Genomic DNA, 20,966 nt, shown 5'->3' with positions numbered 1-20,966 from the left:
CACGATAACTACAACAGGAATAACAATGAAAAAAACCCTTCTGAGCTTGTCCGTACTCATGGCCCTGACCGCGTGCGGCACACCTTCAAACAATGTTCAGACAGAACCTAACGTAAGTCAGTCACAACAACAGTTAACCTCTGGGGTGATGAAAGAAAATATGGACACCTCGGTCGATCCGGGCGACAACTTTTACCAGTACGTTAATGGCAGTTGGCTGGATACGGTAGAAATTCCCGCCGATAAGTCTTCATATGGCAGCTTTCAGATTTTACGTGATGCCGCACAAGATGATGTTATAAAAATCATAAAGAGCTCAGCTGAAGGTGAGTTTGCTAAAGGCAGTAACGAACAAAAAGTCGGTGATTTTTACAAAAGCTACATGGATACAGAAACCCGCAACAAACTGGGTCTATCGCCAATAAAAGATGAAATGGAGATGATTAACAACATTGATTCTTATAAAGCATTAACCCAATATTTTGCTTACGCTAATAAATACAATTTCGGGGCTCCTTTTGTACTAGGTCAGTACGCCGACTTTAAATCACCAGACACATATATGATTTATGCGTATCAAAGTGGTCTGGGCCTTCCTGATCGTGAATACTACTTCAACGATGATGAAAAGTCGGTTGAGCTTCGCGAAAAATATCAGACGCATATTGCGAATATGCTCAATTTGGCTGGCATAAAAGACAGCCAGAAAAAAGCCGAAACCATCATGGCGCTAGAAACCTCTATCGCTGAATTGCACATGAAAAAAGAACTGACCCGAGACTGGGCTGCCAACTACGACAAAGTGGCCGTGGACAACCTCGATAGCGTCATGAACGAGTTTGACTGGGATTTGTTTTTATCAGAATTAAAACTCAACGATTTAGATGGCCTGGTTATTATGCAAAATGACTATCTGGCTCAACTAGATAGCCTTATTACCCAGACCGATCTACAAACCTGGCAAACTTACCTTAAGTGGCATTTGTTGCATGCCAATGCTACACGGTTAAGTACCGACATTGATGAAGAAAGCTTTGCCTTCTACGGAAAAGCATTAAGCGGTGTTGAAGAGCAGCGTCCCCAATGGCGTCGGGCGGTGTCATTACTTAATGGCACTGTGGGCGAAGTCATAGGCAAAGTGTACGTAGAAAAACACTTTCCGCCTGCAGCTAAAGAACGCATGAAAAAACTGGTCGATAATTTACTGGCAGCCTATAAAACCAGTATTCAGAATCTTGACTGGATGACCGATGAGACCCGCAAAGAAGCCTTAGATAAACTGTCTAAGTTTACCGTGAAAATTGGCTACCCCGACCAGTGGAAAGACTACTCAGCGCTAGAGGTTGAGCCCGACGATCTGGTGGGTAATTTGAAGCGTTCGGCAGAAGTTGCTTACGAAGAGATGCTTGAAAAACAAGGAGGTCCGGTAAGAGATTACGAATGGGGTATCACGCCGCAAACCGTTAACGCTTACTACAGCCCGGCCTTGAACGAGATTGTGTTTCCTGCCGCTATTCTGCAACCCCCATTTTTTGATATGGAAGCCGACGATGCTGTTAACTATGGTGGTATCGGGGCCGTAATTGGTCACGAAATTGGCCATGGCTTTGATGACTCTGGAGCGACCTTTGATGGTGATGGCGCGCTGCGTAACTGGTGGACCGACACCGACAAAAAAGAATTTGAAAACCGTACAAATATGTTGGTCGAACAGTACAACGAGTTTGAAGCCCTGCCAGGGTTAAACGTCAACGGCGAATTTACCCTAGGCGAGAACATCGGCGATTTGGGCGGTATCAGTATTGCGCTTAAAGCTTACGAAATGTCGCTAGATGGTGAAACCGCCCCTATAATGGATGGCTTTACCGGTCAGCAGCGGGTATTTATTGGTTATGCCCAGGTTTGGGCCAGCAAATACCGTGACGAGGCTTTACGTACCCAAGTACAAACCGACCCGCATTCGCCTGCTGTATTCAGAGCAAATGGCGCAGTGCGCAATGTTCCTGAGTTTTATGAAGCCTTTGATGTGACCCAAGAGGATGAGTTGTACCTACCCCCTGCCAAACGCGTTAAAATTTGGTAAGCACAGGTTATCAGTTTTAATAAACACAAAGGGCCTTTAGGGCCCTTTTTTATTGTGTGCAGTATTCATCAAACCCAAAACAGCTGATTAACTTTGCAAGCCCAGTTGCTGCATAACGCGACACGCTTTATCAGCATGCTCAGTAGCGACAAATATATGGTCATGGTAAAACCCAGCCACCACATTGGCACTGATATTATGCTGAGTCAGCGCCCTGGCTATTGTTGCGGTAAGTCCTACCGCCGCTAAACTTGAGTGTACCTGACAGGTAATGGCCGCAAACGGGCCTTGCATTTTTGATACTTTTTCTGCCAATCCGGCGGGTCCGGTTGCAGGCTCATTTAAAATAACTGTAATGCCTTCTGCTTCACGAAATAAACCATAAATATCGTCAAGCGAAAGCATCTTTAATTGTGCTTCGGTTACCAGGCAATACCAAAAGTCAGTCGCAATAACGACAGGCGATAGCCCTTTTAACAACGTGGCTAAATCGGTTTCTCCGTGTGTTTTTTCCGGAAAGAGGCTATCCAAGTTTTCTGGCCCTGACTTTTTTGCCCTTAATACGCCCTTCACGAAATTGCTTCATGGCACGTTTAACACTTCGCTGTTTAACCGCAACAAAACTCACCTGACTTTGCACGGTAATTTTGCCAATATCACTGCCTTCTATTCCTGCCTCCTGGGTCAGTGACCCAAGAAAATCGGTGGGGCGTAACTTTTGCTTTTTGCCTGCGCCTACCGCAATGCATTGAAATTCAGGGGCTTTAATTCGATTGGCGTGAAAGCGCAGACTTTGTCCGCCTTTACGTGGTAAGGCGGTGTCTAATAGCGCCTCGATACGGCCCAGGGCCGGTTCTTCAGCTTCGCTACAAAGGGTATAAGCTGTGCCTTTCGCTCCCGCCCTGCCGGTGCGTCCAATGCGGTGAATATGCACTTCGGCTTCTTCGCTAACCGCAAAGTTGATCACACAATCAATGTCTTTGACATCCAGGCCACGTGCGGCTACATCCGTCGCAACCAGTACCTGTAAACTGTCACTGGCAAACTGTACCAACACTTCATTACGTTGAGGCTGCGTCATTTCGCCCTGCAAGGGTCGGGTTGCAAATCCAGCGTTCTCCAGAATCTCGTGAACCTGAGTCACCTGTTCACGCCGGTTACAAAACACTACCGCCTTTGCAGGTTGGTACTCTGACAACACCCCTTGTAATACCTGCATACGATTAGTGTCATCTACCCGAAACACCAATTGGTCAATATCTGGTTTTTGCAGATCTTCGTTTACCTGACGATGCTCTATAGGTTGAGTCAGATAACGTTGGGCTTCATGTTCAACCTGCTCGGTGTAAGTAGCCGAGAAAAACAGGGTTTGCACTTTTTTAGGGGTGAGCGAAAACAGTTTCGCCAAGTCATCTGCAAAACCCATATCCAGCATACGGTCGGCCTCGTCCAGTACCCGCACTTTAACGTGAGCTAACGACAACGTACGGCGGCTTATATGATCAACCAGCCGGCCGGGGGTGCCCACCACGACCGAGGCCCCATGCTTTAACGATTGTATTTGCGGTCCCATAGGCTCACCGCCGCATAAGGTCAGTACTTTAAGATTGGCCATCTGACGCCCTACCAACCGAATTTGCTCGCCTACCTGCGCTGCCAGCTCGCGTGTAGGGCATAGCACCAATAGCTGCGTACGAAAATCGCTAACATCTATCTGACTTAAACCTGCCACCGCAAAGGCAATTGTTTTGCCTGAGCCGGTACTTGCCTGAACCAACACATCCCGGCCAGACAACGTATCGGGTAAGGTAGCAGATTGGACCTGGGTCATGGTATCAAACCCGGCAGATGACAATGCGTTCGCGATATTATCTGAAAGATTAAGTGTATTAAATTGGGTCATTGGGTGTCCTTGGACGGCCATTATCTGACTACGCTGCGCGCCGCTTGCATTGGCGCCTCTAACAAAGCCATAGGTTTATTTTACGTGCAAACATTATGTAAACGCCGCACTGTTGTTAATTTGCTCTGTAACCCGTTTAAACGCTTTATTAGTAAGCTGGCATCATCAACAGGCTTGTAGGTGTCGTTGCTGAGTCGGGCAAATCAAAGACCGGGCAGGCTATAATATGCCGCTTATAATAGACAATAGCCTAACAATCAGCACTACAGCGTTATTTTACACATTGTTTTGTAGCTTCCAGCTTAGCGTCTGGCCTGCAAAAAACGGGACCATATCTGTACCATCAGCCAGCTTTATTTGTTCAGGTACCTGCCAGGCAGACCTTTCTAAGGTGATGGTTCCGGTATTGCGCGGTAATCCGTAAAAGTCGGCGCCAAATTCGCTGGCAAAGCCTTCAAGCTTACCGATATCACCTAGCTGTTCAAATACTTCGGCGTACAGTTCAATTGCGCTCCAGGCGCTGTAACAGCCAGCACACCCACACGCGTTTTCTTTTTTGTGCCGGGCGTGAGGCGCAGAGTCGGTGCCCAGGAAGAACTTTGGTGAGCCCGAGGCAACAATGTCACGCAATGCTTGTTGGTGCGTGTTTCGTTTTAAAACGGGCAGACAATAATTATGGGGCCGTACCCCACCTACCAGTAAGTCATTACGATTGAGCAGTAAGTGCTGGGGGGTAATAGTAGCGCCCACAAAATCGCTGGCCTGACTAACAAACTGCACCGCTTCTGAGGTGGTAATGTGTTCAAACACCACTTTGAGCTCGGGAAAAGCCGCCACAATAGGTGCAAGGTGAGTTTCAATAAACACCTTCTCCCGGTCAAAAATATCAATGTGACTGTCGGTAACTTCACCATGAATCAATAGCGGCATTGCTACTTTTTGCATTGCCTCAAACACCGGATAAAGAGCTTCTATACCCGTTACTGCGGCATCAGAATTAGTCGTAGCGCCAGCCGGATACAGTTTGCAGGCAGTAACTCCGGCCGAGTGAGCTTCAGCAATATCTTCGGGCGTGGTCTGATTGGTCAGATACAATGTCATCAACGGCGTAAACTGGCTATTGACCGGGCGGGCCGCTTCAATACGCTCACGATAAGCCACGGCCTGCCTGGCATTAACGACCGGGGGCACCAGGTTCGGCATAACAATGGCGCGCGCAAAACATCGGGCCGTAGCTGGTACTGTTTCAGCCAGCATTTCGTTGTCTCGAAAATGCAAATGCCAGTCGTCAGGAGTCCGTAGTGTAATAGATTGCATAAGGAGCCTTATCGCCACAAAAATTATAGGGCGATATTATGCCCGAATTTCTTTCCTGGCGCATCTTCGGCTCAATATGAGAGGGCATTTTCAGGCTTTTTTTGTGTAAGCGGCTATTATTACTATGCGTGTACCGTTCACCCGGCCTTCAATGTGCGCCGGGTTATCACTTAAACCGATATTACGTACTGCCGTGCCTCGTTTGGCGGTAAAACTAACCCCTTTTACGTTCAGATCTTTAATAAGATGAACTGTGTCTCCGGCGTTTAATACTACCCCATTACTGTCAAGGGTGGGTTCATTATTACTGGCAACGCCACTGGCTTCAGCCCATTGCTGCGTGGCGTCATCTAAGTACATCATGTCTAACAAATCCTGCGCCCACATTTCACTACTAAAGTGATGCAGCATACGCCACGCGACAACCTGAACCGCGGGGGTAGGTGACCAGATGGCATCATTCAGGCACCGCCAGTGGTTTGCTTCGGGCGTAGATTGACCAGTCAGCTGGTTGGTACATGTCTGGCAAACCAAAAGAGTGCTATCAAAACCTTTTACCGCCGAGTCCGGTACCTCGTAAAGGCTCAGCGATACTTCACTTTTGCATAGCTCGCAGCATTGCCCGGCCCGCTCTCGTACTTGTTGTTCGCTCACAGCACATTGTTCCTCAATAACACTAAAACCGCAGTATACCTTATTTATCAGCCGCGGCAGACCGGGTCTTGCTATGGTCGACAAATATCAGCTTATCCGTGTCGTAACCTAATTGTTCAGCATAACTTAGCAGGTCATCTGTCACTGATTTTGCTAGATGAGGTGTGCGAGCCAGTAACCATAAATATTCTTTATCGGGACCGGTCACCAGAGCCCATTGATACTCTTTATCTAAACGGGTAATAACATAGCTGGCATAAAACGGACCGAAAAAAGAGACTTTGAGCCATCCTGTTTGTCGATCTTTTACAAAGTAAGCTTTACCCTGGGCTTCATCCCACTGTCCCTCTTCGGCATTGTAGCCTTTGTTGGTTACGCTAATGCCCCCATCGTCGCGCTCACCGTATGTGGCAGTGACATCGCTTAGTCCTTCCTCAAAGCTGTGGTTTAATCGGGCAATTTCATACCATTTGCCCAGGTAGCGGTCGACTTCAAAGTCTGAAACTGGCTTCACATTGTCAGGTTTAGAGGCCGAGCAGCCCACTAATAAACACAAACAGCTGATGACTAAAGAAACAATTTTCATACTGGCTCCGTAGGCAGATGCCCGGTTTTAATCAGTACCCGTACCGGGCCCTGGTTTACTGTAAATTCGCAACGGTTGAATCCAGGCCGGCGCAGCCAGGTCTGGGCGTTTAGTATATTTCCATCGAGTTCCAGGCTGCCTTCGATGATGAATAACTCAAGCCCGCCCTCAGGCACTACCGGTCGCCACGTCTGGTCTTCTTCAAGCCATATCAGTTGCGTTATTTCTTCATCAAACTGATGCAGGGGGATCAGCTTTTGTCCTGCAGTGTTGCCCTGGTGCCAGCCGGCTTTTTGAGTATCAATACGTACATTCTGTAAATCTCCGGTACGAAAATAGCACAACTTTACCAGCAACTCGCAGCCATCTTCAGACCAGGGCGCATGCTCAGTTCCGGCCGGGTTACGTAAGTAGCTGCCGGCCTGATAGTCGCCCGACTCATCACTAAATACGCCTGATAGCACCAGTATTTCCTCGCCGTCAGGGTGCTGATGTGTTTTAAATGAAGCACCCGCGTCATACCTAACCAGAGACGTAGCCCGGCCCGACTCGGCACTTTCACGCTCAAGTTTTTTACGCCAGACTTTTGATGCGGGGGACGCTTCCCAGGGTTGAGTACCGGTATCGATAGTAACCGGCAGACTGTAATTCTGATTCAGCATGATAGGGGTATCCAAAAGATTGTAGAAACCATGTCCGATAGCTAAAAACCACCGTCATTTCATAGCAATACCATACGCTAAATAGAGAACTAAAGACCAGATGAGCGCCCTTGTCGTGATGCATTTTAAGGTGTGCGGGCAGGTGTATCCGGCAACAATTTTTGTTATGTTGCCGCATCATTTTATTTCAACACCACAATAGTATGTTAAACGGCATCCATCATGCAGCCATAATTTGCAGCGACTACGCGGCTTCTAAAGCCTTTTACAGCCAAACATTAGGATTACGCATTATTGATGAAAACTATCGCGCGGCCAGACACTCGTATAAATGCGATCTGGCCCTACCCGATGGTGCGCAAATTGAGCTCTTTTCGTTCGAAGGAGCGCCAGCCCGGCCTAGCCGACCCGAAGCGCAGGGGTTACGCCACTTAGCATTTGCTGTATCTGACCTGGACGCGGCCATTGCCCACCTGCAGGCCGCGGGGGTTGAGGTAGAACCTGTTCGCACCGATCCCTACACACACAAACGGTTTACCTTTTTCAGCGACCCCGATAACCTGCCCTTAGAGCTGTATGAAACAGGTGGCGAATAACAGACATGTTTTAAACGCATCAGGATTGGGTCGAGACTCCATAGTCACGAGCTTCAATGTCGTGTAAACGTTTGCTGGTAGGATCGTACAAATAATTGTATAGCAAGCCAGCAAATAACGCGCCCGCGAAACCGGTTGCGACCATAAATCCATATTTGGCGTCACCGCCCATTGCATCGCTCACCAGTCCCATGACCAAAGGACCAAACGCAGCCCCCGCAGCGGTGAAAAATAATATGACCCCGGCTACACTGCCGTGCTGATGACGCTCAAAACAGCTGATCCCTTTTGAGTTAAACGTGGGATAGATAACTGACATAAAGATACCCGTTAACGGAAACAAATATAACGCTACCTGTTTACCGCCGGCCAGCCCCGCCCCAAAACACAAAACAATGGCGCCGGAAAAAAGCATCAACACCAATGTCCAGTTCAGTCGGGCCATCATCCAGATACCGATAAAACGGCCCAACGCGCGCAAGATAAAAAAGGCCGTCACCGAGTATATGGCCAACTGACGCGCCCCATCATTCGAATAACAGTCATAGGTGGCTTTCAACGTGGTGGCGTCACACACCAAATAACTGGGCATCCATACATAAATAGCGCTTTCGGCCGCCACATACAAAAAAGCCCCTAATGAAAACCCCAGAGCATACGGGTTTTTAACCAGCTTTAAGCTTTTAAGCAGCGATACCTTTTCTGTAGTTGAAACATTTGGTTTTGGGTTTGCCGGATACTGCACAAAAGCGGCAATGACAATCAACAACGTGCACATAGCGCCAGCAATAACATACAGGTATTGCCACGCCACGCCCTGGTGAATTAACCAGGCCACTAACAGTGGTCCAACTATGGCCCCTACCCCAAAAAAAGCTTCTGCGCCATTCATGGTCGCCGTATGTTGTTTTGTGGAAGAAGAAATATCGCCAATTAACGCCAGCGCGCCGGTTTTAAATATGCCTACCGCAATGCCCGATAAGCTCATTAATGCCACAATAAAAACAAAGTCGTTCGCCAGTAAAAAACTGTAGCAGGCCAGTCCAAACAAACTTAGGCCCAGAATAATAGTGGTTTTACGGCCGAGTTTATCGGCTAAAAATCCTAAAAACAGCCCCGATAGCGCAATACCCAACATGGGAAGCGAATGCATTAAACTAGCTTGGGCATTGGTAATATCAAACGCTATTTTTACTTCTTTGATTATCTCCCCCACAGAATCCGACGTCATCGCGAACATCATAAACATGAAGTAAGTAAGCCAGCGTATAAGATACCCCTGAGGTTGATGCATGAGTATTGCCTCTTTTGACACAAGTCTGTTATAAGCTGCACGTCATGAAGTCACGCAGCGGTGTTGTACCTACAAATGACAGTCATCAAAACGAGATTTTAATGCTCTGACATTTAATTTGAAGTTTTAACTTAATCGTTTAAGATAAAGTACCAAGTGTTTGCATTTGTGTAAACATTTATGTGAACACTTTGTAACAACATTAAAGCAGCCGGCGTATGATGCAATGGCCGCAACGCTATTGAAGGAAGAAATCTGATGAATCATGCTGCAAACAGCCATACCTGCTTAGAACGAATTTTGACCTCAGGTGCGCTGAGCGTGTTGACCCCAGAGGATGCCAGGCTTTTTACCCAGCGTTTACACAATCATTTTGAGACGCTGTTTACCCGTTATGTGATGGTATACGGGCATCAGTACGACTGTTACTTTCATCTTCAGCAATTGGTAAAAACCCTGGCTCAGGGATTTCATCAGCGCAAAAATCGGTTACGCGACCAGGACGTCCAGAGTCTTGAAGAGCCGCTATGGTATCGCAGCGAAAAAGAAACCGGGATGGCGTGTTATGTCGATTTAATCGGCCCGACAATTACTGATTTACACCAGAAAATACCCTACTTTAAAGACTTAGGAATTACCTACCTGCATTTGATGCCGCTATATGATTCACCTGATGGAGATAGCGACGGCGGCTATGCCGTATCAGATTACCGAAAAGTGAACCCGCAACTTGGCACTATGAAACAACTCGAAGTGCTTGCAAGTGCATTACATAAAGCGGGAATTCGACTGGTGCTCGACTTTGTATTTAATCATACCTCAGACGAACATAGCTGGGCTCAAAGCGCCCTTGCCGGCGACCCACACTATCAAAGTTTTTACTATATGTTTGACGAACATGATGAGGTACAAAAGTACGAATCGACTTTACGCGAAATTTTTCCGCAGGTTCGTCGAGGCAGCTTTACCTACAATGACACTGTGAATAAATGGGTTTGGACTACCTTTAACAGCTTTCAGTGGGACCTGAATTACAGCAACCCTGCGGTCTTTAATGCTATCACCGCAGAAATGTTATTTTTAGCCAATATCGGTTGTTCCGCGCTGCGCCTGGATGCTCTGGCGTTCATTTGGAAGGAGATGGGCACAGACTGCGAAAATCAGCCTTTTGCGCATATTCTTATACAGGCTTTCAATGCGTGTTTACAAATTGTTGCGCCGGCAGTGGTGTTTAAATCAGAAGCAATAGTCCACCCTGACGAAGTGGTCAAATATATTGATAAGCAGGAATGTCAGTTGTCGTATAACCCGCTATTAATGGCGTTGTTGTGGGATAGTCTGGCCACCCGCAAAACCAATTTGCTGACCCACTCTATGAAGAAAAGCTTTACCATTGCCAACGATACTACCTGGGTGAACTACATTCGTTGTCATGATGATATTGGCTGGACATTTGACGATAATATCGCGCATGAGATTGGCGTCAATCCCCACGACCACCGTTACTTTTTGAATCAGTTTTATACGGGTCGGTTTGAAGGCTCGTTTGCCAGTGGTGTGCCTTTTGCCGAAAATCCGTCTAATGGTGATTGTCGGGTTTGTGGCACCCTGGCGTCTTTGTGTGGATTAGAAAACGCGCTGGCCTCTCAGGATAAACAGCAAATGGATACAGCATTAGCTCGTATTCGCCTGCTGTACGGCATTGTCTTTAGTATCGGCGGCATACCATTGCTGTATTCAAGTGACGAGCTGGGCTTATTAAATGACCACAGTTACCTTGACGATGCCTCACGCCGACACGATGACCGTTGGGTTAACCGGGTCGCGGTTACCAATCGGCAGATAGATTTGGCCCTGGGCAAGCGCCCCCCTAAAAACATCATCGAACATCGTCAAAAAGAGGTCTATTCAAGCCTCAAAAAAATGCTGAAAATTCGCAAATCACAACCGGTTTTTGGCGATGCTTCCACACAAATACTTGATACTTACAATGAACATACCTTTGCCTGTTTACGTGTCAGCAATACCGGTCAACAACTTATGATAATAGCCAACTTCAGTGAGCAGCCACAGTCTGTTAATGGCGACATATTAACCGTGGTCCAACGTGCCGCTGCCCGGGACTTGCTGAGTGATTCACAACTCACGGGTAACGAAACTGAAATTAACGTGGACGGATACCAGCTGCAGTGGTGGCTAGTTAACTAGGCAAATTTAACCAGCCCATCTGTGTTATTTTCACAGATGGGCTTTACCCCAGTTTGATCAACACCCGCCCCCGCTTGATTAAAAGCAAAAACTTTCAATTTTTCTGTCTGCTTTCAAATTTAGACTATAGTTTACTATTACGCCCCACAGCATTACTTAATTGTGTAAAAGGCTTATTTAATAATGGTATTGTTTTGTGAGCAGAAAAATTAACGGGCAAGGCTGTCAGGCTGGCCTGATTATTGTTTGTAAAACAGTTACCCAAGCGATGAACAGTCAAGGTGAAGGAATGCAAACATCTTCTGAGTACGAATATCTATGCCCCCATTGCGGCGCCGAAAACAGCCTTTCTCACTATGAAATTCGCAATATGTACACCGCGCAATTTGAACATTGCGATAATTGTAAGTGCAAATTAGAAATTGTTCCGGCTGACGGAATTGGCGACAACATTAATCTGGTGGTATCAGAAGTAGCAGAAGAAACGTTAATCCGTTAACGTTTCTTTATATACAATTAATGACTGAAAAACTCGCGACGAAGATCCGAGTCGCTATTAAAGCGACCACCAAGGGCACTGGTCCGGGTAAACGAATTAGTATCACGAATACCCCGCGCTTTTACACAGTAATGCGTCGCATTAATACTCACTGCGACATCCTGCGTGCCGGTCAATGCCTGAATCGCCACCATTACCTGCTGAGTCAGGCGCTCTTGCACCTGAGGGCGCTGAGCAAAAAAACCCACCAGACGATTAATCTTTGATAGGCCCAAAACGGTGTCTTTGGGGATATAAGCCACCGTGGCAGTACCATCAATAGTGATAAAGTGATGTTCACAGGTACTGGTTAGATTTATATCGCTAACCTGAACCGGCTGATCTAACCGCATTTTATTTTCAATCTGCGTAATTTTAGGGAATCTGGCGTAGTCTAATCCACCGAAAATTTCGTTCACGTACATTTTGGCGATACGCTGCGGGGTATCGGCCAGACTATCGTCGGTTCTATCCAGTCCCAATGTGTCCATGATGTCAGCCATTGCTCCGGCAATACGCTCGCGCTTGTCTTCATCAGACAAGCGGGTTTCCACCATAGGTGTTTCCAGACCTTTATCTACTAAGGCCTGACGCACAATTCGGGCTTCTTCAGAAATGGCTGCTTCTAGTGCATCGCACACCACCACCGAGTCTTTCGCTAACATGCTTATATCCAATTCAACAACTTAGGTAGAGTTTACGCTGAACCAACGCTGTCCTTTTGCAGGATACTCAATACAAAAATTATTAATTATGTATTGGTTGGTTACGCCTATAAAAAATCAATTCTAACCACACCGGCGCTTTCACTTTGCTTACCCAGGGGTCAAAAAAATCAGTGAGCTCCCCCACCAGCCAGACAATTGTAACATATTGAAGCACAAAATCTGCACTGAAAATTATAAGTCCTGACTGGATAAGCGGCCGATTTAGCCTCTTTTTTTTACCCACTTTGCCTGGGCTCACGCCAAGGTTTGTAATGGCTTAGGGCGGCTGGCCCACTAACGCCCTGTTGCGCAAACTTTACATTCTGCTATCGGTTACTTAAGACCCCAAAGTACTTAAGGAAAAAACCGGGCTTTGCGGTATAAAAATTATGACGAATCAATTTAGTCAACCAGACAGGGCTGCTATTATACCCTTCGATTTTTTGCCGACACTATGGACACTGCTTAATGACCACAGGTTCAACTCTTTTTCCCGAATGGGCCAGCGCGGATGCGGTAATACTGGCCTGGCCGCATGAGCAAACCGACTGGGCGCCTTGGTTACAAACGGTGCGCAGTACGTATTGCAATATTATTAAGCATATAAATAAGGCTGGCGCCGGCGTTATTCTATTGTGTCCGCCTACTCAGGCTGACACCATCAGCGAGCAGCTTCCTACAGACTCCAGGGTGTTGCTGATCCCTGCTCATTATAATGATACCTGGGTTCGCGATTATGGCTTTTTAACTTGTGAAGGACCTGATGGTCCGCAGCCGGTAGAGTTTGCATTTAATGGCTGGGGTGAAAAATTTGATGCCCGGCAAGACAACCAGGTAAATCGTCGGTATCTGGCTAAGCTTTGTCGTCAGCAGCTGACCAGTATTGAATGGGTTGCCGAAGGCGGCGCGCTTGAAATTGATGCTCAAGGCCATTTGCTTTCAACTGCACAATGCTTGCTCAATCCAAAGCGTAACGGACAAATGACTCTGGATGCGTATGAGCAAGGATTCAACGATGCGTTAGGCGCCCATAAAGTTACCATTTTGCAGCAAGGCCATCTGCAAGGCGATGACACCGATGGGCATATTGACACCTTGGTACGTTTTACTCCACAACAAGCACTGGTAATTCAGGCCTGCGATAATCGTCCTGATGATGACCACTTCAAAAGTCTGTCGGCGTTATGTGAGGAATTGGCCCAGCGTTTACCTGAACATCATCAGTACCGTCTGCCCTTACCGGCTATGTTCAATAATGACAACGAACGCCTGCCAGCTTCTTACGCAAATTTTTTAATCTGTAATCAAGCTATTCTGGCCCCGGTGTATAATCAGCCCGAAGACGCTGAAGCACTGGCGGTGCTGCGTCAGGCTTACCCGCAGTTCACGGTTACCGGAATTGATTGCTCGGCATTGGTTCAACAATTTGGCAGTTTACATTGTATTTCAATGCAGGTGCCACAACATACCCTCAAAGATGCGGTAATTTCTCAACTTCAAGCAGGAGTGTCTGTCTATGCCGGCTAATACATTGAAGATAGGTTTAGTTCAACAATCTGTGGCAGATAACGACAAAGCCACAAACTGGCAAAATAGCGCCGATAAAGTTGCCCAGCTGGCCGCCGACGGTTGCGAATGTATTTTATTACAGGAGCTGCACAGCACTTTGTACTTTTGTCAGCAGGAAGATACCGACGCCTTTGACCTGGCAGAGCCTATCCCTGGTGCGGCTACCGATTTTTTTGGAGAGCTGGCCGAAAAATACAATGTGGTACTCATTACCTCGCTCTTTGAAAAACGTGGTTCGGGTTTGTATCACAATACTGCGGTAGTGTTTGACCGAAGTCGCGAAATTGCCGGAAAATACCGCAAAATGCATATTCCGGATGACCCGGGTTTTTACGAAAAGTTTTATTTTACGCCGGGCGATATGGGTTTTGAACCTATTGAAACCAGTGTAGGTAAGCTGGGTGTGCTGGTATGCTGGGACCAGTGGTATCCCGAGGCTGCACGTCTGATGGCCATGCGCGGCGCCGATATTTTATTTTATCCCACGGCTATTGGCTGGGACAAAACCGATACCGACGATGAACAGCAACGCCAGTTTGGCGCATGGCAAACAATTCAGCGTGCCCATGCGGTAGCTAATTCAGTTCCGGTGGTGGTAGCCAACCGTACCGGTTTTGAAGCGTCGCCGGTAGACAATGATCCTGGTATTCAGTTTTGGGGCCAAAGCTTTATTGCCGGGCCGCAGGGTGAAGTGTTGGCCCAGGCCAGTGCTGATAAAGAAGAGGTACTTATGGTTGAGCTTGATATGGCCCGTACCGAAAAGGTCAAACGAATCTGGCCCTATTTTCGAGACCGCCGCATTGATGCGTATGGCGACCTGACCAAACGCTGGCGCGATTAGGCTAAACTTAAAAGCGATGATTTATCATCGCTTTTTTTATAAACGGTGCTGCCACTACAGTATTACACGGCAAATATGCGCTCGTCCTGCATCACAAAACAACGGCGTGAAGCTTTTGGCACTAAGGGCTGCATAACCTCATGATCTATCCACAGCCCCCCTGTATATTGGCCAAAAGCAGGCATCACAAAATACTTATCGCCCATAACAAAACACCGGCCTTTAACCGGATAACGCCCTACCCGACACTTTACCTTGGGATGAAAATGTCCGATAACCTGATACTGACATTGTGGCCAGTCTGGTTCGGGCTCATGACAAAAGCCAATACTATCAATCTGGGTCCGGTGCAGACGTTCACCCGCCAGTTGTTCTGGAATCTGTGGATCGTGATTGCCTAATATCCACTGCCAGCAATCTATTCGACTAATCAGCTGAGTCAGGGTATTGAGGTCATCGCGAGCCATCCGCTCTACCCCACGGGCGTCATGAAAGCTATCGCCTAAACACATCAATGTACCGGGGTTGTAATCTTCTACAATGCGGTTTAAACGGCTTAATGTCGCCCGTGTATCTAAATGGGGTATAGGGTTCCCGTAGTGGCCTAAATAGCTGCCCTTTTCAAAATGTAAATCTGATACCACCAGCAAATCCTTATGCGGTAAATAAGCCACTCCCCGGGCATCCAAAAGCCAGGTTTTATCTGCGAACCGCATGGCAACAATTTGAGCTTGCCGTAGCTTTTCACTTAGCCATTCACTGTTACTTACTGCCAAAAAAACCTCTTATTTTACAAAGAAAAAATAATAGCCGGGCTGTTATTGCTTACCCGCCAGCAACGCTCTGACCTCATCGAGCATAGCGTCTGCTTCGGCGTAAAGATCTGCTTGCTCCATAAGTGCATGAGCGCCCGCTCCTTTAACCTGTTCTGAGCGCACATTTAATACAATCGGAATCGACATAGGAGAGGGTTTGTCGAGATTGATCAGCCGGGTTTTACCCACAAATCGAATAAGCAAGTCAGCCAGACGTGATAAGTCGAGTAACTCGCGCTCTGCATCGGCCCGGGTCACCGCCAGCAATACATGATCGGGGTCGTATTCACGTAGCGTGTCGTAAATCAGGTCGGTAGAAAAGGTGACCTGCTTCATGGATTTTTGATTGCTGTGGTAGCGCTGTTCGGTTAAACCGCTTACCACTGCCACTTGCCTGAACGAGCGTTTAAGCATGGGCGCCTGCAGCATCCAGTCTTCTAACTCATCGCCTAAAATATCTGGGGCAAACAACTGCGCGACCTGAGTTTCGTCTATACGCCGCAATGCGCTGATGGATAGGCCATAATCGGTCACACTGAAAGACATGGGTTTGAGGCCCATTTTTTCCATTCGCTTAGTTAAAAGCATTCCCAGGGTTTGATTGGCTTTGCGTCCTTCAAAAGTGTAATAAAGACTGACCTGCATTTTACGGTATTCAAATTGTTCAATTAATACCTGCTGCTGGGTCGGTATGACCGAAAACTGCTGCTGCAACGCCAGCCATTGCTGAACCTGTTCGGGCAATGTCCGCCAGCGGTCGGGATTTTCTAATAAAGCCCTTACCCGGTCAGCCAAAAAGCTGGACAGAGGCAGCTGACCACCCGAAAAACTCGGAATTTTTGGTTCGCCGCCTTTTGCCGGCTTAGCGTGAACCTGCATATCGCGTATTGCTTCATAGCGCAGCACTTCACCGGCAAAATAAAATGTGTCGCCCTGCACTAACTGCTGGGCAAAATGTTCTTCAACTTCACCAATAATTTTGCCCTGGTTAGCCCGGCGTATACGTTTTACTTTAAGCCGTCCGGCCTCAACTATAGTGCCGATGTTTTGTCGGTGACGCTGAATAACCCGTTTTGACGCTGGCTCCCAGCATTGATCATCGCTTTTAATCAGCCGCTGATACCGATCGTAGGCTTGTAATGCATAGCCGCCATCCACGGTAAATTGCCAAAGCTTATCAAAGGTCAGCCTATCAACCCCCTGATAGGGCGGCGCATTTAATACCTGCTGATAGATAATTTGTGGATTGGCCGGAGCACTACAGGCACAGTTCATAATAAACTGGGGGAGAATATCCAAAGCCCCGGGCTGCGGACGCTCTCCATCAAGCTCATTATTGCTGATGGCTTCAATGGCCGCCTGACACTCTAGGGCCTCAAAGCGATTGGCCGGCACCAGTAACGCTTTGCTAGGCTCATCTAATCGGTGATTAGCCCGGCCAATACGTTGCAATAACCGGCTTACGCCCTTAGGCGCACCGACCTGAACCACTAAATCAACATTTCCCCAGTCTATGCCCAACTCCAGTGCAGATGTACATACAATAGCCGTAAGTTTGCCGGTAGCCATCAGATTTTCAGTTTTGCGGCGTTGTTCTTTACTTAATGAGCCGTGATACAACGCAATAGGCAGGCCTTTGTGATTTTCTTCCCATAGCATTTGAAACACCAGCTCTGCCTGAGCGCGGGTATTTACGAAGACCAAAGTAGTTCCGGCTTTACTGATTTCGCGATATATATCGGCAATAGCATAGCGTGCCATAAACCCGCCGAAGGGCATTCTGGCTTCGCTATGCAGCATTCTGACATCAGGCTTCACTGGCGTATCTACCTGTAATACATGGGCCGGTTCACCGGTTTCCCCTAACCAACCTGCCAACAAAGGCGGCTCGGCCACCGTCGCCGATAAACCGATTCTGCGCATTGTAGGCGCATAAGCCTGTAACCGGGCCAGCGCCAATGTAGTAAAGTCGCCCCTCTTATTCGCTACCAATGAATGTGCTTCATCAATAATGACCGTATTTAGTTTTCCAAAGATTTTATCTGCATCAGCGTATGACAGCATAAGCATTAACGACTCTGGCGTGGTCAGTAAAATATTTGGTGGCTTACGGCGCTGGCGTTGACGCTTATGCGAAGGGGTATCGCCGGTACGGGTTTCAATAGATATTGCTAAACCCATCTCTTCAACCGGCTCTAATAAATTACGATGGATGTCCTGAGTTAATGCTTTTAACGGTGACAGATACAGGGTATGCAGTCCTTCCATGGGAAATTCGTCAAGGTGCTGCAAGCTAGGCAAAAAACCCGATAAAGTTTTGCCCGCACCGGTGGGGGCAATTAATAACGTTGCTGCCTGCTGAGGAACCTGGGTAAGCATCTGCTGCTGATAATCACGCAATTGCCAGCCCCGGGATGCAAACCACCGTGAAAACTTATCAGATAAAATGAGTGTTCCTGCCGTGTTTTTTGCCAGTTATTACGCAGTACTGCCTTGCTAAGTTTACCGGCAGGCAACCAAAGCCTGTTCTTATGCGTATATTTTTGTTCCAGCATAAGGAGGAACCCTTGCACCCCCAACATTGGATGAGCGTAGAATCGCCCGGCTTGTACTGTCGTCCTGCCGACCTATACATAGACCCGATGAAACCTGTCGCGCTGGCCGTGGTAACCCATGGTCATACTGATCATGCAATGGCCGGGCATTCGCATGTGTACGCTACAGATAAAACCATGGCAATAATGACCACCCGTTATGGCGAGGAAATGGCTGAGTCTACTCAACCTATGCGGTATGGCGAAAGTGTTATGTTAGGCGAGGCTGATGATCCGGTACGCATGACATTGTACCCCGCCGGACATATTATGGGTTCGGCGCAGGTATTGTTGGAATATCGAGGCAGTCGGCTGGTGGTCTCCGGCGATTATAAACGGCGTCCCGACCCAACCTGCCTGCCCTTTGAAGTGGTGCCCTGTGATGTATTTATTACCGAGGCCACCTTCGGCTTACCGGTTTTCACGCACCCGCCTATAGAGCGTGAGGTCGATAAGCTCATCAATTCTTTGCAGGTGTTCAAACACCGTTGTCACCTGGTCGGATCATATGCACTGGGAAAGTGTCAGCGGGTTATTCTGGCTTTGCGCCAGGCCGGTTATCACAAACCTATTTATTTACATGGGGCATTAATTCGCTTATGCGAGTTGTATCAACAACATGGTATTGATTTGGGCAAGCTGGTACCGGTCAGTGAAATAGAAGACAAAAGTACATTGGCCGGCGAGATTGTTATTGCCCCGCCTTCGGCGTTGGCTGATCGCTGGTCACGGGCGTTTCCTGACGTACGCACGGTTATGGCCTCAGGCTGGATGCAGATTCGGGCCCGGGCCCGGCAAAAGCAGGTCGAACTACCTATGATAATCTCTGATCATTGCGACTGGCCGGAACTGATTCAAACCATTGAAGAGGTGGGGGCAAAGGAAGTGTGGGTGACCCACGGCCGCGAAAATGCGCTGGTGTACCAGGCCACACAAATGGGGTTTAAAGCCAGGGCCTTGTCTTTATTAGGCTATGAAGATGAGCAGGAAACCGGATAAATGGAAGACTTTAGTGATTTATTGGAACAGCTGTATTTTACCGGTAGCCATAATGCCAAATCAGCACTTATTATCGATTATTTACAGCGCACCCCCGACCCAGACCGGGGCTGGGCCATTGCCGCGATGGCCGGAGCATTACGCTTTGATTTTTTTAAGCGCAATGCGGTAAAGCAACTGATGCTTGAGCGCATCGACCCGGTGTTGTTCGAAATGAGCTATGACTATGTTGGTGAAATGAGCGAAACGGTAGCGCACTTATGGCCTGCATCAGCATCACCCGGCGCTGAAGGGTTGCCGTCGCTAGGTGAAATAGTGACCCAATTTGCCGAAGCCAAACGCACTGACGTTAAGCCGCTTCTCACAAAGTATCTCGACGCCATGACCGCTGCACAACGTTGGGCCCTGATTAAATTAGGCACCCGGGGATTACGTATTGGGGTTTCAGCACGCACCATGAAGCAGATTCTGGCAAAATTTGGCGACACAGACGTGGCTGAAATTGAAACTCTGTGGCACGGTGTCGCGCCCCCGTATAGCGACATGCTTGCATGGTTAGAAGGCAAAGCCGACAAACCCGATATTTCTGAAGAAGTCACTTTTCATCCGGTTATGCTGTCTCACCCTATTGATGAAAAGAACCTGGAAGAATTGCAGCCCAAAGACTGGCAGATTGAACACAAATACGATGGTATTCGGGTACAACTGGTTAGCACCGCCAATGGTAAAGCCTTGTTCAGCCGTACTGGCGATGATATTAGCCCGTCTTTCCCCGATTTATTACAAAGCATCACCGAACACTGCGTACTTGATGGTGAGCTGCTGATAATGCACGGCGATAATGTGGATACCTTTAATCAGCTGCAGCAACGACTTAACAAAAAGAAACCACCGAAGAAGTTAATAGAAAGCCTGCCTGCTGGTCTGATGGTGTACGACATTATCGCCGACGAAAAGCAGATGCTGACCGATCGCACCTTAGATGAACGGCATCAACTGTTAGTCCGGTTTATTGAACGAAGCCGGAGTGACCGTCTGCATTTATCACAACCTTTACAGGCAAAAGACCGAGATAGTTTGCAACAGCTTTACGCCCGTGCCAGTGACGATACCGCAGTAGAAGGGCTAATGTTAAAGCGCAAAGACAGCCTGTATGTCCCGGGCCGCCCAAAGGGATTATGGTTTAAATGGAAACGTCAGCCCAAACTGGTCGATGCGGTTATTATGTATGCCCAGCGTGGTCATGGGAAACGCTCTAGTTTTTATTCCGACTTTACATTTGGCGCCTGGCAGGATGATGTGTTGTTGCCTATTGGCAAGGCCTATTCAGGTTTTACCGATGAAGAGCTTAAAAAACTGGATAACTGGGTTCGCCGGCATACCGTGGGACGTTTCGGGCCAGTGCGGGAAGTTGCTAAAGAACTGGTGATTGAAGTGGCTTTTGATGCGGCGCACCCTTCAGGGCGACACAAGTCAGGGGTGGCCTTGCGTTTCCCGCGTTTTCACCGTATTCGCTGGGACAAACCTGCCAACGAAGCCGACACCTTAGACAATGTGAAAGCATTAATCGAAAGCTAAATCAGGGGACAAAGCTCCGGGC

General features: G+C 47.8%; 18 protein-coding genes. 8 read left to right on the top strand and 10 right to left on the bottom strand.

The window, feature by feature from the left end:
• Window positions 1–25: 25 nt before the first annotated feature.
• A complete protein-coding gene (locus JK130_RS08605; protein ID WP_218353905.1) occupies window positions 26–2,083 on the top strand; it encodes a M13 family metallopeptidase in 2,058 nt (685 codons plus the stop codon).
• 87 nt (window positions 2,084–2,170) lie between these two features.
• Here the strand turns inward: JK130_RS08605 and JK130_RS08600 are convergent, their stop codons facing one another.
• The 6 genes from JK130_RS08600 to JK130_RS08575 all read right to left on the bottom strand — a co-directional run bounded on the left by JK130_RS08600 (window position 2,171) and on the right by JK130_RS08575 (window position 7,205).
• Window positions 2,171–2,614, bottom strand: coding sequence for an ACT domain-containing protein (locus tag JK130_RS08600; RefSeq protein ID WP_246587737.1), 444 nt, complete (start codon window positions 2,612–2,614; stop codon window positions 2,171–2,173).
• Window positions 2,607–3,986: an ATP-dependent RNA helicase DbpA gene (gene dbpA, locus JK130_RS08595; protein WP_218353904.1), complete on the bottom strand. Its 1,380-nt coding sequence runs from the start codon at window positions 3,984–3,986 to the stop codon at window positions 2,607–2,609. The genes JK130_RS08600 and dbpA overlap by 8 nt, the downstream gene beginning before the upstream one ends.
• 276 nt (window positions 3,987–4,262) lie before the next feature.
• Window positions 4,263–5,303, bottom strand: coding sequence for a dihydroorotase (pyrC, locus tag JK130_RS08590; protein WP_218353903.1), 1,041 nt, complete (start codon window positions 5,301–5,303; stop codon window positions 4,263–4,265).
• 90 nt (window positions 5,304–5,393) lie between these two features.
• Window positions 5,394–5,957 carry a PhnA domain-containing protein gene (locus tag JK130_RS08585; RefSeq protein WP_218353902.1) on the bottom strand — a complete coding sequence of 188 codons (564 nt, stop codon included), beginning with the start codon at window positions 5,955–5,957 and terminating at the stop codon, window positions 5,394–5,396.
• A 40-nt stretch (window positions 5,958–5,997) separates the two neighbouring features.
• The gene (locus tag JK130_RS08580) at window positions 5,998–6,543 is read right to left on the bottom strand and encodes a lipocalin family protein (protein ID WP_218353901.1); all 546 of its coding nucleotides are present in this window, start codon (window positions 6,541–6,543) and stop codon (window positions 5,998–6,000) included.
• Window positions 6,540–7,205 carry a cupin domain-containing protein gene (locus tag JK130_RS08575; RefSeq protein WP_218353900.1) on the bottom strand — a complete coding sequence of 222 codons (666 nt, stop codon included), beginning with the start codon at window positions 7,203–7,205 and terminating at the stop codon, window positions 6,540–6,542. The genes JK130_RS08580 and JK130_RS08575 overlap by 4 nt, the downstream gene beginning before the upstream one ends.
• A 203-nt stretch (window positions 7,206–7,408) precedes the next feature.
• On the opposite strand from JK130_RS08575, the gene gloA2 reads away from it, so the two are divergent.
• Window positions 7,409–7,801 carry an SMU1112c/YaeR family gloxylase I-like metalloprotein gene (gene gloA2 / locus JK130_RS08570; protein ID WP_218353899.1) on the top strand — a complete coding sequence of 131 codons (393 nt, stop codon included), beginning with the start codon at window positions 7,409–7,411 and terminating at the stop codon, window positions 7,799–7,801.
• 19 nt (window positions 7,802–7,820) lie between these two features.
• Here the strand turns inward: gloA2 and JK130_RS08565 are convergent, their stop codons facing one another.
• Complete coding sequence (locus JK130_RS08565; protein WP_218353928.1) at window positions 7,821–9,050, bottom strand: MFS transporter; 1,230 nt, start codon at window positions 9,048–9,050, stop codon at window positions 7,821–7,823.
• Window positions 9,051–9,353: 303 nt separating this feature from the next.
• Between JK130_RS08565 and JK130_RS08560 the strand changes: the two genes are divergently transcribed.
• Window positions 9,354–11,303, top strand: a complete 1,950-nt coding sequence (locus tag JK130_RS08560) for an amylosucrase (RefSeq protein WP_218353898.1) — start codon at window positions 9,354–9,356, stop codon at window positions 11,301–11,303.
• Window positions 11,304–11,499: 196 nt separating this feature from the next.
• The gene (locus JK130_RS08555; RefSeq protein WP_343210990.1) at window positions 11,500–11,802 is read left to right on the top strand and encodes a hypothetical protein; all 303 of its coding nucleotides are present in this window, start codon (window positions 11,500–11,502) and stop codon (window positions 11,800–11,802) included.
• Between the two features lie 17 nt (window positions 11,803–11,819).
• Here JK130_RS08555 and folE read toward each other — a convergent pair whose 3' ends face one another.
• A complete protein-coding gene (gene folE, locus JK130_RS08550) occupies window positions 11,820–12,506 on the bottom strand; it encodes a GTP cyclohydrolase I FolE (protein WP_218353897.1) in 687 nt (228 codons plus the stop codon).
• 510 nt (window positions 12,507–13,016) lie between these two features.
• Between folE and JK130_RS08545 the strand changes: the two genes are divergently transcribed.
• Both JK130_RS08545 and JK130_RS08540 read left to right on the top strand, forming a co-directional pair.
• Window positions 13,017–14,075 (top strand): agmatine deiminase family protein, encoded by a 1,059-nt coding sequence (locus JK130_RS08545; protein ID WP_218353896.1) that lies wholly within the window; start codon window positions 13,017–13,019, stop codon window positions 14,073–14,075.
• Window positions 14,065–14,958 carry a carbon-nitrogen hydrolase gene (locus JK130_RS08540; RefSeq protein WP_218353895.1) on the top strand — a complete coding sequence of 298 codons (894 nt, stop codon included), beginning with the start codon at window positions 14,065–14,067 and terminating at the stop codon, window positions 14,956–14,958. The genes JK130_RS08545 and JK130_RS08540 overlap by 11 nt, the downstream gene beginning before the upstream one ends.
• Window positions 14,959–15,020: 62 nt before the next feature.
• Here JK130_RS08540 and pdeM read toward each other — a convergent pair whose 3' ends face one another.
• Window positions 15,021–15,734, bottom strand: a complete 714-nt coding sequence (pdeM, locus tag JK130_RS08535) for a ligase-associated DNA damage response endonuclease PdeM (protein ID WP_218353894.1) — start codon at window positions 15,732–15,734, stop codon at window positions 15,021–15,023.
• Between the two features lie 42 nt (window positions 15,735–15,776).
• The gene (locus tag JK130_RS08530) at window positions 15,777–18,152 is read right to left on the bottom strand and encodes a ligase-associated DNA damage response DEXH box helicase (RefSeq protein WP_425514599.1); all 2,376 of its coding nucleotides are present in this window, start codon (window positions 18,150–18,152) and stop codon (window positions 15,777–15,779) included.
• Between the two features lie 206 nt (window positions 18,153–18,358).
• Here JK130_RS08530 and JK130_RS08525 point away from each other — a divergent pair, with 206 nt between their 5' ends.
• Together JK130_RS08525 and JK130_RS08520 are read left to right on the top strand one after the other, a co-directional pair.
• On the top strand, window positions 18,359–19,366 hold the full coding sequence (locus JK130_RS08525; RefSeq protein WP_425514598.1) for a ligase-associated DNA damage response exonuclease: 1,008 nt from the start codon (window positions 18,359–18,361) through the stop codon (window positions 19,364–19,366).
• Window positions 19,367–20,944 (top strand): cisplatin damage response ATP-dependent DNA ligase, encoded by a 1,578-nt coding sequence (locus JK130_RS08520; RefSeq protein ID WP_218353892.1) that lies wholly within the window; start codon window positions 19,367–19,369, stop codon window positions 20,942–20,944.
• Window positions 20,945–20,966: the final 22 nt, after the last annotated feature.

Source organism: Alteromonas lipotrueiana (genome assembly GCF_019249245.1).
GTDB classification, from domain to species: Bacteria; Pseudomonadota; Gammaproteobacteria; order Enterobacterales; family Alteromonadaceae; genus Alteromonas; species Alteromonas lipotrueiana.
Note: the sequence above shows the minus strand (reverse complement) of the source record. Positions and strands in the feature narration are given on the sequence as shown.

What these genes read in the sequence shown, in the direction of transcription:
- JK130_RS08605 (WP_218353905.1), top strand. Translation starts at nt 26, where the DNA reads ATGAAAAAAACCCTTCTGAGCTTGTCCGTACTCATGGCCCTGACCGCG.
- dbpA (WP_218353904.1), bottom strand. Translation starts at nt 3,986, where the DNA reads ATGACCCAATTTAATACACTTAATCTTTCAGATAATATCGCGAACGCA.
- pyrC (WP_218353903.1), bottom strand. Translation starts at nt 5,303, where the DNA reads ATGCAATCTATTACACTACGGACTCCTGACGACTGGCATTTGCATTTT.
- JK130_RS08580 (WP_218353901.1), bottom strand. Translation starts at nt 6,543, where the DNA reads ATGAAAATTGTTTCTTTAGTCATCAGCTGTTTGTGTTTATTAGTGGGC.
- JK130_RS08575 (WP_218353900.1), bottom strand. Translation starts at nt 7,205, where the DNA reads ATGCTGAATCAGAATTACAGTCTGCCGGTTACTATCGATACCGGTACT.
- gloA2 (WP_218353899.1), top strand. Translation starts at nt 7,409, where the DNA reads ATGTTAAACGGCATCCATCATGCAGCCATAATTTGCAGCGACTACGCG.
- JK130_RS08565 (WP_218353928.1), bottom strand. Translation starts at nt 9,050, where the DNA reads ATGTTTATGATGTTCGCGATGACGTCGGATTCTGTGGGGGAGATAATC.
- JK130_RS08560 (WP_218353898.1), top strand. Translation starts at nt 9,354, where the DNA reads ATGAATCATGCTGCAAACAGCCATACCTGCTTAGAACGAATTTTGACC.
- folE (WP_218353897.1), bottom strand. Translation starts at nt 12,506, where the DNA reads ATGTTAGCGAAAGACTCGGTGGTGGTGTGCGATGCACTAGAAGCAGCC.
- JK130_RS08545 (WP_218353896.1), top strand. Translation starts at nt 13,017, where the DNA reads ATGACCACAGGTTCAACTCTTTTTCCCGAATGGGCCAGCGCGGATGCG.
- JK130_RS08540 (WP_218353895.1), top strand. Translation starts at nt 14,065, where the DNA reads ATGCCGGCTAATACATTGAAGATAGGTTTAGTTCAACAATCTGTGGCA.
- JK130_RS08530 (WP_425514599.1), bottom strand. Translation starts at nt 18,152, where the DNA reads ATGCTTACCCAGGTTCCTCAGCAGGCAGCAACGTTATTAATTGCCCCC.
- JK130_RS08525 (WP_425514598.1), top strand. Translation starts at nt 18,359, where the DNA reads ATGAGCGTAGAATCGCCCGGCTTGTACTGTCGTCCTGCCGACCTATAC.
- JK130_RS08520 (WP_218353892.1), top strand. Translation starts at nt 19,367, where the DNA reads ATGGAAGACTTTAGTGATTTATTGGAACAGCTGTATTTTACCGGTAGC.